Annotated in this window: 13 protein-coding genes; 10 read left to right on the top strand and 3 right to left on the bottom strand. The window is 54.8% G+C overall.

Annotation, left to right across the window (positions count from 1 at the left end):
• The first annotated feature begins 92 nt into the window (after positions 1 to 92).
• Together FAP39_RS09405 and FAP39_RS09400 are read left to right on the top strand one after the other, a co-directional pair.
• Entirely contained in the window at positions 93 to 902 is an 810-nt protein-coding gene (locus FAP39_RS09405) for a class I SAM-dependent methyltransferase (RefSeq protein ID WP_138016144.1), read from the top strand.
• A 42-nt stretch (positions 903 to 944) separates the two neighbouring features.
• Positions 945 to 1,274: a TfoX/Sxy family protein gene (locus FAP39_RS09400; RefSeq protein ID WP_138016143.1), complete on the top strand. Its 330-nt coding sequence runs from the start codon at positions 945 to 947 to the stop codon at positions 1,272 to 1,274.
• Between the two features lie 46 nt (positions 1,275 to 1,320).
• Here FAP39_RS09400 and ndk read toward each other — a convergent pair whose 3' ends face one another.
• Positions 1,321 to 1,743: a nucleoside-diphosphate kinase gene (ndk, locus tag FAP39_RS09395; protein WP_138016142.1), complete on the bottom strand. Its 423-nt coding sequence runs from the start codon at positions 1,741 to 1,743 to the stop codon at positions 1,321 to 1,323.
• 286 nt (positions 1,744 to 2,029) lie between these two features.
• On the opposite strand from ndk, the gene FAP39_RS09390 reads away from it, so the two are divergent.
• From FAP39_RS09390 to FAP39_RS09380, 3 genes are read left to right on the top strand one after another with little or no spacing between them, the layout of a single operon-like run.
• A complete protein-coding gene (locus tag FAP39_RS09390; RefSeq protein ID WP_138016141.1) occupies positions 2,030 to 3,877 on the top strand; it encodes an ATP-binding cassette domain-containing protein in 1,848 nt (615 codons plus the stop codon).
• A gap of 36 nt (positions 3,878 to 3,913) precedes the next feature.
• Complete coding sequence (locus tag FAP39_RS09385) at positions 3,914 to 4,525, top strand: MarC family protein (protein WP_171006823.1); 612 nt, start codon at positions 3,914 to 3,916, stop codon at positions 4,523 to 4,525.
• Between the two features lie 54 nt (positions 4,526 to 4,579).
• A complete protein-coding gene (locus FAP39_RS09380; protein WP_138016139.1) occupies positions 4,580 to 5,161 on the top strand; it encodes a retropepsin-like aspartic protease family protein in 582 nt (193 codons plus the stop codon).
• Positions 5,162 to 5,197: 36 nt separating this feature from the next.
• Here the strand turns inward: FAP39_RS09380 and FAP39_RS09375 are convergent, their stop codons facing one another.
• Both FAP39_RS09375 and FAP39_RS09370 read right to left on the bottom strand, forming a co-directional pair.
• Positions 5,198 to 5,668 carry a DNA polymerase III subunit chi gene (locus tag FAP39_RS09375; RefSeq protein WP_138016138.1) on the bottom strand — a complete coding sequence of 157 codons (471 nt, stop codon included), beginning with the start codon at positions 5,666 to 5,668 and terminating at the stop codon, positions 5,198 to 5,200.
• 6 nt (positions 5,669 to 5,674) lie between these two features.
• Positions 5,675 to 7,150, bottom strand: coding sequence for a leucyl aminopeptidase (locus FAP39_RS09370; protein ID WP_138016137.1), 1,476 nt, complete (start codon positions 7,148 to 7,150; stop codon positions 5,675 to 5,677).
• A gap of 151 nt (positions 7,151 to 7,301) precedes the next feature.
• On the opposite strand from FAP39_RS09370, the gene lptF reads away from it, so the two are divergent.
• Genes lptF through pdxA form a run of 5 tightly spaced genes read left to right on the top strand, consistent with a single transcriptional unit; the run spans position 7,302 to position 13,896 of the window.
• Positions 7,302 to 8,411: an LPS export ABC transporter permease LptF gene (gene lptF / locus FAP39_RS09365; protein ID WP_246059046.1), complete on the top strand. Its 1,110-nt coding sequence runs from the start codon at positions 7,302 to 7,304 to the stop codon at positions 8,409 to 8,411.
• Positions 8,408 to 9,505, top strand: coding sequence for an LPS export ABC transporter permease LptG (gene lptG, locus FAP39_RS09360; RefSeq protein WP_138016135.1), 1,098 nt, complete (start codon positions 8,408 to 8,410; stop codon positions 9,503 to 9,505). The genes lptF and lptG overlap by 4 nt, the downstream gene beginning before the upstream one ends.
• Positions 9,502 to 11,664, top strand: a complete 2,163-nt coding sequence (locus tag FAP39_RS09355) for an LPS-assembly protein LptD (protein ID WP_138016134.1) — start codon at positions 9,502 to 9,504, stop codon at positions 11,662 to 11,664. The genes lptG and FAP39_RS09355 overlap by 4 nt, the downstream gene beginning before the upstream one ends.
• Before the next feature lie 7 nt (positions 11,665 to 11,671).
• The gene (locus tag FAP39_RS09350; RefSeq protein ID WP_246059044.1) at positions 11,672 to 12,916 is read left to right on the top strand and encodes a peptidylprolyl isomerase; all 1,245 of its coding nucleotides are present in this window, start codon (positions 11,672 to 11,674) and stop codon (positions 12,914 to 12,916) included.
• Positions 12,913 to 13,896: a 4-hydroxythreonine-4-phosphate dehydrogenase PdxA gene (gene pdxA / locus FAP39_RS09345; RefSeq protein ID WP_138016133.1), complete on the top strand. Its 984-nt coding sequence runs from the start codon at positions 12,913 to 12,915 to the stop codon at positions 13,894 to 13,896. Before FAP39_RS09350 ends, pdxA begins: the two co-directional genes overlap by 4 nt.
• Positions 13,897 to 13,917 lie beyond the last annotated feature (21 nt).

Below are 13,917 nucleotides of genomic sequence, written 5' to 3'. Positions count from 1 at the left end.
GCATTTGGGGTTTCCCAATAGGACCTCAGAAATATTTTGATTGCCGCAGTCGCATATGCCACAACCGCACCACATAAATAAGGGACACCGGAATGAAACTGTTTAATCGCCTGTTTTACAAAAACCGGAAGTTCTATGACGATGACTTCGATTGGAACTCCTACACCGAGGATTCGTACGAACGGCGTCTGCACAATTCGGTGGAAACCGAATATCAAGCCGTCGCAAAAACAGGTGAACTCAGCTTTGATGCACAAACAGGTCACGTCACGTCGAGCACACGCCAAATTCACCCAAATCAGCAGTTGATCTATGAAGCCATTGGTCAACTACAGCCCGCCTCTGTGCACGAGGTCGGATGTGGGGCTGGTGACCATTTGGCAAACGGCATGGCCCTGTTTCAAGATGTCGACTTTACCGGCGGAGACCGTGGGGAAACCCAACTTGAATTGGCCCAACACCGACACCCCGAGCTGAAAAACCGCATCGGGCTGCAAGATATTACGATGCCATTTTCGCACCACTGGCCCAAAGCCGAGTTCGTCTATTCACAGACTGTTTTGATGCATATTCACACCGCCGTCAGCCATTTTATCGGCTTGGCAAATATGGTGCGTATGGCAGAAAAATACGTGTTGTTGATGGAAAACCATCAATGTCACAACTTTCACCAAGATATCGCCAACCTCTGGAACGGAGGGCACTTTGATTGGGACAGTTTGTATGTCTATCGCTTTGACGGCTCAACGGGTGCACGCGCTGTTTTGCTCTCCAAAGAGCCGCTGGACTATCCGCTCCTGACGTCAGACGCGCAAATGCGCGAGGGTCTCAAGTTTTCCGCCCGTCGCATCAAACGCGCCAACGAAGACAGCGCGCGTGGCATTTTCGGGATTCCCAAATAAGGCATCTTGCCTCCGCGCATCCGGTTACAAAAGGTCAGTAAGATGGGCACCCAGATTTCTTCTATTCGAAACTTGGGGCCTGCTTATGAAGAGGCCTGTGAAAAGGCAGGCATCCACACTGCAGAACAGCTTCGGGAATTGGGGGCTGACAAGGCCTATGCCAGATTGCTCGAGGCTGGAAGCAAGCCGCATTTCATCGGGTATTATGTACTTGTTATGGCGCTTCAGGGGCGGCCATGGAACGACTGTAAGGGCAAAGAAAAAGACGCGCTGCGGGTGCGCTTTGACGCCATTAAACACAGCGCGCATGACAAGGGCCGCTCCGAATTGGAAGCGGCCCTTGATAAAATCGGGGTTATCCCGAAACGATAGATCACAAAGAATATGCACCGATCACCAGACCGATGCACATCTGTGATTAGCCAACCAGTTCAAGACCAGAGAAGAAATACGCGATTTCAACAGCGGCTGTTTCTGGTGCGTCTGAACCGTGAACCGAGTTTTCACCCACAGATTCAGCAAATTCAGCACGAATAGTGCCCGCTGCGGCGTCTGCTGGGTTTGTTGCACCCATAACTTCGCGGTTCTTTGCGATGGCGCCTTCGCCTTCCAGAACTTGGGCAACGATTGGCTCTGACGCCATGAATTCACACAGTTCGTCATAGAATGGACGCTCGGCGTGCACAGCGTAAAATTCGCCAGCTTGCGCTTTGGTCAGGTGAATACGCTTTTGTGCGACAATGCGCAGGCCTGCGTCTTCGAATTTGGCATTGATTTTGCCAGTCAGGTTACGGCGGGTTGCATCAGGCTTGATGATCGAAAATGTGCGTTCCAGAGCCATGTGTCTCTCTCCTGTATATGGGGAGTGGCACCCTGCCCGTGTCCCCGCGTTCAAATTGGGCCTCCCGTACCATGGGTTTGCGCCCTTGAAAAGTGGCGATTGATCAGCAGGAACCCGCACGTTTGCGTTCCGGTCATGACTGGCACACGCGTGATGGAAAATTGCGGGTATTTCTCGGGCCAGATTGCGCATCTCACCACACCACACCGCAACTTTCTGCACGGGATTGGTAGCGCAACAAATAGTGCTCATTGACGTTGTTGATTTGATACGTCATGAGCCTTGCATGCTTAAGATATCAGACATCAACTACTCCGTAGAAGGCCGTCCTCTTTTTGAAGAGGCATCTGCCACCATTCCCCCCGGTCACAAGGTTGGCCTGATTGGCCGGAATGGCGCGGGTAAAACGACGCTTTTTCGCCTGATCCGCGGAGAGCTGGCGCTGGAAGGGGGCACGATCACCCTGCCCCAGCGCGCCCGCATCGGCGGCGTCGCCCAAGAAGTGCCCAGCAACGAGGTGTCGTTGATCAACACGGTGCTTGCCGCGGATACGGAACGTGCCGCGTTGATGGCCGAGGCAGAAACAGCCACAGAATCCAACCGCATCGCCGAGATTCAGACCCGTCTGGCCGATATTGATGCCTGGAGCGCCGAAGCGCGCGCCGGATCGATTCTAAAGGGTCTTGGGTTCGATCACAAAGAACAGCTCATGCCGTGTTCGGCATTCTCAGGCGGTTGGCGGATGCGTGTGGCTCTGGCTGCAGTGCTTTTTGCCCAACCTGATTATCTGTTACTGGATGAACCGACCAACTATTTGGATCTGGAAGGCGCGCTGTGGCTGGAAAACTATTTGGTCAAATACCCCCACACCGTGTTGATCATTTCGCACGACCGCGAGCTGTTGAACCGCTCTGTAGGCGCGATCCTGCACTTGGACGAGCGCAAGTTGACCTATTACACAGGCCCGTATGACCAGTTCGCGCGTCAACGTGCAGAACAGCGCGCGGTTCAGGCCGCCGCCGCCAAGAAACAAGCCGCCCACCGCGAGCACCTGCAAGCTTTTGTTGATCGCTTTAAAGCCAAGGCCAGCAAAGCCAAACAGGCCCAGTCTCGCGTGAAAATGCTGGAAAAAATGACGCCTATCACGGCGCCTGAAGATGCTGCGCGGGTGGTATTCACCTTTCCCACGCCCGAAGAACTGTCGCCGCCGATTATTGCGATCGAAGGCGGATCAACCGGGTATGGTGACACCGTTGTGCTCAAGAACCTGAACCTGCGGATTGATCAGGATGATCGCATCGCTTTGCTTGGGAAGAACGGTCAGGGAAAATCCACCTTGGCCAAGCTGTTGTCCGGCCGTCTGGACGCGATGGGCGGCAAGTTCACCACATCCAGCAAACTGCGGATCGGGTTCTTTGCCCAGCATCAGGTTGACGAACTATACGTCGATGAAACCCCCATTCAGCACCTTGTCCGCGAACGCCCCTCCGAGGGTCAGGCCCGCCTGCGGGCGCGTCTGGCAGGGTTCGGACTTGGGGCAGCCCAAGCAGAGACCGAAGTGGGCCGCTTGTCTGGTGGTCAAAAGGCACGGCTGTCGTTGCTGTTGGCCACATTGGATGCGCCACATCTTCTGATCTTGGATGAACCGACAAACCACTTGGACATCGAAAGCCGCGAGGCCTTGGTTGAAGCCCTCACCGCCTATAGTGGCGCGGTCATTCTGGTAAGCCACGATATGCACCTGCTGACATTGGTCGCGGACCGCTTGTGGCTGGTCAAAGACGGCACTGTCGCCCCTTATGAAGAAGATCTTCAGGCCTATCGCACGTTGTTGCTGAGTTCGGACAAACCCGCCAGCAAACCCAAAGCCAAACCAGCGGCCAAAAAGGCGACGCGTGACGACATTCTGGCCTTGCGTGCCGAGGTGCGCAAATGCGAGCAGCGTGTGACCAAGCTGAATGAAATGAGCGACAAACTGGCCAAGAAGCTTGCTGATCCAACCCTTTACGAAGAAGAAAAGATCGGCGAGATGGAAGTTTGGCAGCGCAAATACGCTGAAGTGATGGATGCACAAGACCGCGCAGAGGAATTGTGGCTCAAGGCGCTCGACAAGCTTGAAAAAGCCCAAAAATAGAGCATAGTTTCCTGATGGGTATGGAATGGCATCTTGATGGATAGTGCGGCGCTGATCACAGCCTTTTTCACGTTGTTCGTGATCATTGACCCCATCGGGCTGACCCCGCTGTTTGTGTCGCTGACGCATGACATGACGGGCGCCGAGCGTCGCAGCATAGCCTTACGCGCGTGCGGCGTCGCCTTTGGTCTTTTGGCGCTGTTTGCCTTTTTTGGCGAGGCTGTGCTGGGGTTTATCGGTATTTCCATGCCAGCCTTTCGGATTGCGGGCGGGGCTTTGTTGTTTTTGACGGCGCTGGATATGCTGTTTGAGAGACGCACCAAACGCCGCGAGGATCAGGCAGACGAACGCCCTGATCCTTCGGTGTTTCCTTTGGCCATTCCCCTGATCGCCGGCCCCGGTTCGATCGCAACCGTTATTCTTCTGGCTGGCCAGAATACGGGGATTCAGGGTGCGGCTTTGGTTCTTGGGGTGGCGCTTGCCGTGTTGGGTGTGGTGCTGTTTTTGTTCATGACAAGTGGTCTATTGGCGCGCGCATTGGGAAAAACCGGCATCAACGTGGTCACCAGATTGTTGGGAATGCTATTGGCTGCCTTGGCCATTCAGTTCATTCTGGATGGGCTCAGAGATTTTGGATTTGCTGGATAGCCCTCTTTTGAACACCCCTCAGAGGACCTATATCCTTGACACAAGAGGATTCCGATGAGCAGTTTTGAAAACGGACAATTGACCTATCTTGTGGTGCTATGTGCCGCCGTTTTGTTTTGGTTTGTGACCAATCACCGACAGAGCTTTGGCAAAATTTTGCAGCAAGCCATGGCTTGGGTGTTGATTTTTCTGGGCGTTATCGTTGCGATTGGCATGTGGGGCGATATTCGCGACACCGTACGCCCCACTCAGGCCGTATTTTCCGATGAAGGCCGGATCGAAATTCCAAGAAGCCAAGACGGGCACTATCGCCTCACGCTCACGATCAATGGCAAGCCGATATTGTTTGTCGTCGATACCGGCGCGAGTCAGGTTGTTCTGTCTAAGGCGGACGCCGCGAAGGCAGGTTTGGATTTGGAAAATCTGGTCTATTACGGGCGGGCGTTGACCGCAAATGGCGAAGTCCGCACCGCACCGGTGACGTTGACAGAGGTCAAAATCGGTACCCTCACGGATCGCAATGTGGCCGCACAGGTCAACGGCGGAGAGTTAGATCAATCATTGTTGGGCATGTCATATCTGCAGCGGTTCGAGCAGATTACGATCACAGGACAAAAGCTGATCTTAACCCGCTAGCCTCGTACATCGTACAAACAAGATGAGAAACATCCGTTAGTCGACTGTTTTTTCGGCTTTCTTCTGCCAATTTCCCGTCTCTTCCGACCAATATTGGGCAGCACACCCCGCATCGGTCAGGGTTTTCCACTGAACACGTGCCTGTGCCACGGCGTCCATGTCGTGCCCGTCAAACAGGATGCACACCCGTTCGCTTTGAATAACCTCGTCAGGCTGAACATCCGCGCCATCAATCGTCATGAGACAGGCCGCGCCATTGGCGTTTGTCATATCATGGCACAACAAAATGGGTTGTTCCGCAGCGTGGGCACTGCCCGCAAGACCATGCGGTAAGAACCCCTCGTCACCGCCGACTTGCCAAAGCTTTTGATCCCACCAATCCATACGTTCAGGCGAGCGGCCGCGCACCAGAACACGCCATCCGGCCTCGCGGGCCTTGCCAATCAAAATTGGCAAGGTCACATCCATTGGCTGGCGTGTCAGATGATAAAAATAGGCCGCCCCCATACGTGTTTACTCGGCCTCTTCAAAGTGATCCGCAACCAAACGGTTCAACGCCATCACCCCCCAGCCGGTCGCACCCGCGGGTGCATAGGTTGTCTCGGCCTTCACGCTGGCCACACCTGCGATATCAAGGTGAATCCAAGGCATGTCATCTGGCACAAAACGGTGCAGGAATTCAGCCGCGGTGATCGACCCCGCCGGACGTCCGCCCGTGTTTTTCATATCCGCCACACGCGAGTTGATCATTTTATCATAGGCCTTGCCCAACGGCATGCGCCACGCCCCTTCGCCTTCGGCCTCGGCCGAGCGCAAGAATTGATTGCACAACGCATCATTGTTGGAAAATACACCTGCATTGTCATGGCCCAACCCAATCACGATCGCGCCAGTCAGCGTGGCCAGATCAATCATGCCAGAGGGTTTGAAACGGTCTTGGGCATAATGCATGACATCACACAGCACCAAACGACCTTCGGCATCTGTGTTGATCACTTCGATGGTGTCACCCTTCATAGATGTGACCACATCTCCTGGACGGGTCGCATTGCCGGATGGCATGTTTTCCACCAATCCGACAAGCCCCACAACGTTGGCCTTGGCTTTGCGCAGCGCAAGGGCGCGCATCGTGCCGGCCACGACGCCCGCGCCGCCCATGTCCATGGTCATATCTTCCATGCCAGCCGCTGGTTTCAGCGAAATCCCGCCCGTATCAAAGACAACGCCTTTGCCGACCAACGCCAAGGGGGGCGTGCCTTTGGCGCCGCCGTTCCACTGCATCACCGCGACTTTGGATGGGCTCACCGAGCCATGTCCGACAGACAGCAATGCCCCCATCCCAAGTTTTTCAAGATCGGCCTCTTCAAGCACTTCGACCTCAAGACCCAAGGCGGTCATATCCGAAATACGTTTGGCAAACTCGGTAGTGGTCAAGATATTTGCAGGTTCATTGATCAAATCACGGGTAAAGAACACACCTTGGGCCACCGCCAGCAACGGCGCGGCTTTGGTGCGCACCTCATCGGGTTTGGTGCACATCAGCGCAACAGTGCGTGGATCTTTCGGGGTTTCAGCCGTTTTATGATCGTTAAATCCATAATCACGCAGCGCCGCCCCCATCGAGATTTCAGCCGCCCGGCTGTGATTTCCGGCACAGATGGTCAAATGCGCATCACCGCGGGTCCGCCCCAAGGCCACACCTGCCTTGCGCGCCTCTTCGATGGTACACCGACGGGGCAAAAACACGACATCCACCGCCTGTGCCGCCATTCCGGCAGGATAGGCCAAGGTGATGACATCGCCTGACGCGGCCTTTTCAGCTTTGGCCTCGGCCAATCGAAGCACGGCCCCTTTGGTCAAACGATTCACCCGACGTCCCGCAGGGTCAAGTTTGGCATCCTCGCCCACAAACACGGCAATACGCCCTGTTTGGGTTACCAAAGCATCAAGATCGGTTTCAACAAATGTCACTGTTACGGGCTGGGCCACGGTAGATACTCCCTTTTGTTGGCCAAGACCTAGCGCGCCATGGGCAGCTTGACCAGATAGCAGTTTTCCCGCCTGCGCATTTCCTCTAAAGTCACGCACATAAAAACAATAATCGGGGGATTCTTGAGCGGTGGGAAGATTCGACAGATATATGCTGTCGCAACTTCTGGTGTTGTTCGGCTTTTTTGCGTTGGTTCTTGTCTCGGTATATTGGGTGAACCGTGCCGTCGTTCTGTTTGACCAGCTGATTGCCAACGGCCAGAACGCGATTGTGTTCCTTGAGTTCACCGCGCTGAGTCTGCCGACTGTCATCCGACTTGTTTTGCCAATGTCCACATTTGCCGCCACGGTCTATGTGACAAACCGTTTGAGCAGCGAAAGCGAATTGACCGTGATGCAGGCCACAGGCTTTAGCCCATGGCGATTGGCGCGACCTGTGTTTCTGTTTGGCGTGATCATTGCGGTGATGATGTCCATTCTCACGCATTTTCTCGTGCCATCAAGCACAGCACAACTGAGCCAGCGCCAAAAAGAAGTGACCGAAAACGTCACCGCTCGCTTGCTGACTGAGGGAACCTTTTTGCATCCGGGCAAAGGCATCACCTTTTACATTCGCGAAATCACACCGGGCGGTGTGCTCAAGGATGTGTTTATTTCGGACCGCCGCCAGCGCAACGAGGTTGTGACCTATACCGCTGCCAAGGCCTATCTTGTGAATGATGATGACGGGCCAAAGTTGGTGATGGTCGATGGTATCAGCCAGATTTTATCGACATCTGACAAGCGGCTGTTCACCACAAATTTCTCCGACTTTGCCTATGATATTTCATCCATGATCCATCGCAAGGAAACCGTTTCTCGGGGTTTGCCACACGTCAGCACCTATGAATTGCTGACCCAAACCGACGCGATTGCCCAAGAAATGAACGTCGGTACTGGCTGGGTCGTCGAAGAAGTACATTCCAGATTCACCCAACCATTGACGGGTGCGCTTGCCGCAATTGTGGGTTTTGCGACCCTTTTGCTCGGGGGATACAGCAGGTTTGGCATCTGGAAACAGATTGTGATCGCGTTCGTGTTGTTGATTGTCTTGGAAATGATCCGCAATGCTGTGGCCGATCCTGTACGCAACGACGCCGACCTTTGGCCTTTGATGTATTTGCCGGTCTTGGTGGGATCTGGTCTTGGTGTTCTTTTGCTCAGCTTATCGTCCCATCCCATTCGTTTGCGGCGTCGGGCCACAAGTAGGGCCACGGCATGACAATACATCTCTATTTTGCACGCAAGTTTCTCTGGACCCTGTTGGGAATGTTTGCGGTCTTTTTTGCCCTGCTCGCTTTGGCAGATTTGGTCGAACAACTCCGCAAATTTGATGTCGAAAAAATCGGATTTGACCAAGTTTTGCGCATGACCATGCTCAAATCTCCAGAGACACTCTATCAGATCCTGCCGCTGATCGTTATCTTGGCCACCATCACGCTGTTTCTTGGGTTGGCACGCTCTAGCGAACTTGTGGTTGTACGCGCGACCGGACGCTCGGCGATCGTGTCACTGCTTTCGCCGGTCACCGTGGCCCTATTGTTGGGCACGCTCGCGGTGACGACCTTTAATCCGATTGTGGCCGCAACATCGGCCCAATACGAGGAACTTTCGGAACGGTTTCGCTTTGGTGGGCGGTCTGCCCTTTCGGTGTCGCGCGAAGGTGTGTGGTTGCGTCAAGGTGGAGAAGAGGGTCAAGCCGTCATCCACGCCGCCCGTGCAAGTGCGGATGCAGCCGTATTCTTCGGGGTCACGATCGTGCTTTATGCACCAGATGGTGGACCGATTAAGCGGGTCGAGGCCCAAAGCGCCCGTCTGGTCGAAGGTGCATGGGAATTGCGCCGTGCCAAAGTTTGGCCTTTGGAATTGGGGGTAAATCCCGAGGGCGGCGCACAAGAACATGACATCATCAGGGTCAACAGTACCCTGACCAAGGATCGAATTCGCGACAGCTTTGGCAAACCGGCGGCTATTTCGGTGTGGGATCTTCCTGAGTTTATTGATGATCTCGAAGAGGCCGGGTTTTCCAGTCGCCGCCACGAAGTGTGGTTCCAGATGGAATTGGCCCAGCCAGTCTTTTTGATGGCCATGGTGTTGATCGCGGCCGCATTCACAATGCGCCACACACGATTTGGACGCACGGGCGTCGCCGTTCTGGCCGCGGTCATGACCGGATTTTCGCTCTATTATATTCGAAATTTCGCACAGATTTTGGGGGAAAACGGCCAAATTCCCGTCGCGCTGGCGGCTTGGGCGCCCCCGATTGCAAGTGTTATGTTGGCTCTTGGCCTGTTGTTGCATATGGAAGACGGATGAAACGCGGCATTGGGATTCTCTGTTTTGCTTTGGCTGTTGCGACGTCACAGGTTGCGGCACAAACATCTGAGTCCACTGATGTCATGTTGGTTGCGGATCAGGTGTATGTCGCCGCTGGGGGTATGCTGACCGCTGAAGGGAATGTCGAAGCTCTGCAAGGCGACGTCCGCATCCGCGCCAAAAAGATCGAATATGACGGGAAATCCGGCATTGTGCGGGTCACTGGCCCGATTCATCTGGAACAGGGCGATGTTGTGCGGGTGATCGCAAGCTATGCCGAATTGGATTCAGAATTCCGCAATGCAGTATTGCGCAGTGCCCGCATGGTTCTGGACCAACAGCTACAGATGGCCGCCACCGAAATGACCCGCGTGGGTGCGCGTTATAACGTGTTGAACAAGGCGATTGTCAGCTCGTGCCGCGTATGTGACGACGGCTCACCGCCGCTTTGGCAAATTCGGGCGCGCCGCGTGATACACGATCAGGAAGAACGCCAAATCTATTTCGACCATGCCCAGTTCCGCGTTCTGGATGTTCCGGTGTTTTACTTTCCGCAACTTCGGTTGCCAGATCCGACTCTCAAACGGGCCAGCGGGTTTCTTATTCCCAAGATCACCCGCGACAGCCAACTGGGCCTTGGATTTAAACTGCCCTATTTCTTTACGCTCGGCGATCACAAGGACCTGACGCTGACGCCCTATCTGGCAGAGCACACCTCGACGCTTGAATTCCGGTATCGTCAGGCTTTTCGCAAGGGCCGTATCGAACTGAACGGAGCGATCTCTGACGACAACATCAAATTGGATCAGCCTCGCCATTATGTGTTTGCCGAAGGCCAGTTCGACTTGCCACGCGACTATAAGCTGACCTTTAATATCAAGGCGACGTCGGATCGGTCATATCTGTATGAATACGATTACTCTGACGAAGATCGCCTGAATAGCGATATCACCGTGCGGCGGTCCCGGCGAGACGAAAACACACGGTTTGCGTTGCTGCACTATGAATCCCTGCGCGCCAACGAAGACAACGCCACCCTGCCCTCGTTGGTGGCGGTCGCCGAAACCGAACGCCGGTACTTTCCGACGTCGATTGGTGGCGAACTGCGTATGTCATTTTTGCTTCATGACCATCGGCGGACCTCTCATGTCGACATAGACGGGCCTGATGCAGATACCATCGTTGACGGACGCGACGTGACACGTGCAAACGCCACCTTGTGGTGGCAGCGCAACTGGAGCCTGCTTGCCGGTGTACAGGGTGGGATTACCAGCCAATTGGCGCTTGATGCGTTTAATACCCGCGAAGATCAGGCTCTGAATGGCACTGAAGCTCAAATAACGCCGTCGGTGGCCGCGCACATGCGGTGGCCTTTGACCAAGGTTTCTACCAGCGGCGTTAGCTATGTGCTTGAACCTATGGCCCAAGTAAGCTGGAGCGGTGGCGACACGATGAATGTCGCCAATGACGAAAGCACGCGTGTGGAATTTGACGAAGGCAATCTGTTGGCCCTGTCGCGGTTTCCATCGGGAGACCGTCGCGAGCGCGGATTTGGGGCCGCACTGGGCCTGAACTGGGCCAGATATGATCCGGATGGATGGCAAGCCAACCTGTCGTTTGGTCAGGTGTATCAAGAAACCGTCCATCCCGATTTCACCCCAAGTTCCGGCCTGTCCCAAAGTCCTTCAGATTTGCTTATTGCAGGTCAGATAAAGACCCAAAACGGGTTGTCATTGACCGCGCGCGGATTGTTCGACGGCTATGACACCATCGACAAAGCATCGGCCCATGCGGGATGGAACAACAGCAAGCTGGAAATGGAAGCCAGCTATATTTGGCTGCGTGCGGATCCTGCGGAAAACAGATCAAGCCGCGTTGCGGAATGGACCATTGACGGGCGCTATCGGCTGAGCCGCCACTGGTCGACACTCGCAGACTGGCGTTATGATCTGGCCTCTGGTCAATCAGCAGAAGCCGGAATTGGACTTGAATATCGAAATGAATGCGTGAAAATTGGTCTTTCGGCCTCGCGCAGATTTATTACATCCGGTACGGTACAACCCAGCACGAACCTTGGCTTCACAGTATCATTGCTTGGGTTCTCGGTGCGCGCTGATGACAAAAGCTATAGCCGTACTTGTAATGCAAACGCAGGATAAAATGCCCATGATCTCGCATAAGTTTCTCACACGTTTGGTTGCCTCTGCTGCCTTTGGTCTTGCACTGTCAACGGCTACGGTTGGCCCGACATTCGCCCAAAGCGCCTTTTCTCCTGCGGTCACTGTGAATGATCGGGTGGTGACACATTACGAAATAGAACAGCGCGCCCTGCTCTTGTCCTTGATGAATACACCCGGCGATAAGCGCAAGGTGGCCAAAGAGCAGTTGATCGAGGATCGCCTAAAACAAGAAGCCGCCGAAATCATTGGTATTATGCCAAGTGAAGAAGGTATTCAGGCGGGCTTGGTCGAGTTCTCAAAACGTACCAACCTGAAACCCGAAGACCTGATCAAAGCGCTTGAGGCCGAAGGGGTGTCCGAACAAACCCTGCGCGCGTTTTTGATCGCCGAACTGTCGTGGCGCGGCGTGATCCAATCGCGCTTTGCGGGCCGTGTGCAAATTTCCGAAGCCGAGATCGACCGTGCTATTGCATCAAACAGCGGCGCTGGTGGGATCAATGTTCTGTTGTCTGAAATCGTGATCCCCGTCACGCCACAAACCAACGATCAAGTGCAATCTTTGGCGCTTCAGATCAGCGAAATCCGCTCTCAGACGGAATTCGAAGCCGCTGCGGTGCGCTATTCACAGGCCTCGACCAAAGATCAGGGCGGCAAGATTGACTGGATTTCTATCACCAAGCTACCGGCCCCCTTGCGGCCCATGATCATGGGGCTGGCCCAAAGCGAAGTCACCCCGCCTATTTCGTTGCCAAACTCGGTGGCATTGTTCCAAATGCGTGGCATGCAGGAAACCGGTGGCTCATCGCCGAGCTACTCCGCGATCGACTATGCCGCCTATTACCTTCCGGGCGGGCGCAGCGCCGAAACGCTGCAACTGGCCAAAGAACTGCGCGATCGGGTTGATACCTGTGATGATCTGTATGGCGAAGCCTATGGTCAGTCCAAGGATGTGTTGGACCGTCAGGCCGTCGCTCCGTCCAAGGTACCGCGTGATTATGCGCTCGAGCTTGCCAAACTGGACGAGAACGAGATTTCGACGTCTTTGACCCGACCCACGTCAGCTGGCGGTCAGGCGCTGGTGGTTTTGATGTTGTGTGGCCGTACCGCTGTGACTGGTGAAGAAGTCTCTAGAGAGGACGTCGCGTCTGCCCTGCGCAGTCAGCGGTATGAATCATATTCAAACGGGTATCTTGAGCAGTTGCGCGCCGATGCACTGATCTACGAAAAATGACCTTGGCACCCATCGCCCTCAGCTGCGGCGAACCTGCTGGCATTGGACTTGAGCTTGTTCAAAAAGCGTGGTCGTTGCTCAAAGATGAAATGGCGTTTTTCCTGATTGGCGACCCATCGCATCTTGCCGGTGATGTCCCGACCATCGTGATTTCAGAGGCCTCACAGGCCCCGGCTGCCATGGCACAAGGACTGCCTGTCTTGGCGCAGACATTTCTCGGTGATGCTGTACCAGGTCAACCCGACCCAAAAAATGCAGAGGGCGTCATGCGCGCAATTGCGGTTGGGACGCAATTGGCGATGTCTGGTGCCGCCTCAGCTTTGTGCACTGCGCCAATTCACAAAAAGGCCTTAAAGGACGGATGTAATTTCGCCTTTCCGGGGCATACTGAATACCTTGCGCATTTGGCAGATGTCCAGCGCGTGGTGATGATGTTGGCCAGTGCGCAATTGCGCGTGGTGCCAGCAACAATCCATATCCCACTAAGAGACGTGCCAACAGCCCTGACACCCGCAGTCTTGCGCGAAACCATTGCCATCACCGCCGCAGGCCTGACGACCCAGTTCGGCATTGCCAGCCCCCGCATCGCGGTTGCGGGTCTGAACCCGCATGCTGGCGAAGGTGGGGCCATGGGCCGTGAGGACATGGAAATCATTGCGCCAACCTTGGCCGAGATGCGCACGCAAGGTTATGATGTGGTGGGGCCGTTGCCCGCCGATACCATGTTTCATGCACAGGCGCGCGCAACCTATGATGCCGCTGTTTGCATGTATCATGACCAAGCCCTGATCCCGATCAAGACGCTTGATTTTGACCGTGGCGTCAACGTGACCGTTGGATTGCCGTTTATTCGCACCTCACCCGACCATGGCACTGCGTTTGATATTGCGGGCAAGGGTGTTGCCAACCCGTCAAGTATGGTGGAAGCCTTGCGCATGGCGCATCGCATGGCGCTTGCAAAAACCCAGCCACACCCATGATCCTTTTTGGAAAGCCTGCAA

This window comes from Shimia litoralis, assembly GCF_005518135.1.
Classification (GTDB): domain Bacteria; phylum Pseudomonadota; class Alphaproteobacteria; order Rhodobacterales; family Rhodobacteraceae; genus Shimia_E; species Shimia_E litoralis.
This window is presented reverse-complemented; position numbering and strand designations above follow the sequence as displayed.

Bases quoted from the DNA above. Each gene is read 5' to 3' on its own strand.
- FAP39_RS09405 (WP_138016144.1), top strand. From the start codon at position 93: ATGAAACTGTTTAATCGCCTGTTTTACAAAAACCGGAAGTTCTATGAC.
- FAP39_RS09400 (WP_138016143.1), top strand. From the start codon at position 945: ATGGGCACCCAGATTTCTTCTATTCGAAACTTGGGGCCTGCTTATGAA.
- ndk (WP_138016142.1), bottom strand. From the start codon at position 1,743: ATGGCTCTGGAACGCACATTTTCGATCATCAAGCCTGATGCAACCCGC.
- FAP39_RS09390 (WP_138016141.1), top strand. From the start codon at position 2,030: ATGCTTAAGATATCAGACATCAACTACTCCGTAGAAGGCCGTCCTCTT.
- FAP39_RS09385 (WP_171006823.1), top strand. From the start codon at position 3,914: ATGGATAGTGCGGCGCTGATCACAGCCTTTTTCACGTTGTTCGTGATC.
- FAP39_RS09380 (WP_138016139.1), top strand. From the start codon at position 4,580: ATGAGCAGTTTTGAAAACGGACAATTGACCTATCTTGTGGTGCTATGT.
- FAP39_RS09375 (WP_138016138.1), bottom strand. From the start codon at position 5,668: ATGGGGGCGGCCTATTTTTATCATCTGACACGCCAGCCAATGGATGTG.
- lptF (WP_246059046.1), top strand. From the start codon at position 7,302: ATGCTGTCGCAACTTCTGGTGTTGTTCGGCTTTTTTGCGTTGGTTCTT.
- lptG (WP_138016135.1), top strand. From the start codon at position 8,408: ATGACAATACATCTCTATTTTGCACGCAAGTTTCTCTGGACCCTGTTG.
- FAP39_RS09355 (WP_138016134.1), top strand. From the start codon at position 9,502: ATGAAACGCGGCATTGGGATTCTCTGTTTTGCTTTGGCTGTTGCGACG.
- FAP39_RS09350 (WP_246059044.1), top strand. From the start codon at position 11,672: ATGATCTCGCATAAGTTTCTCACACGTTTGGTTGCCTCTGCTGCCTTT.
- pdxA (WP_138016133.1), top strand. From the start codon at position 12,913: ATGACCTTGGCACCCATCGCCCTCAGCTGCGGCGAACCTGCTGGCATT.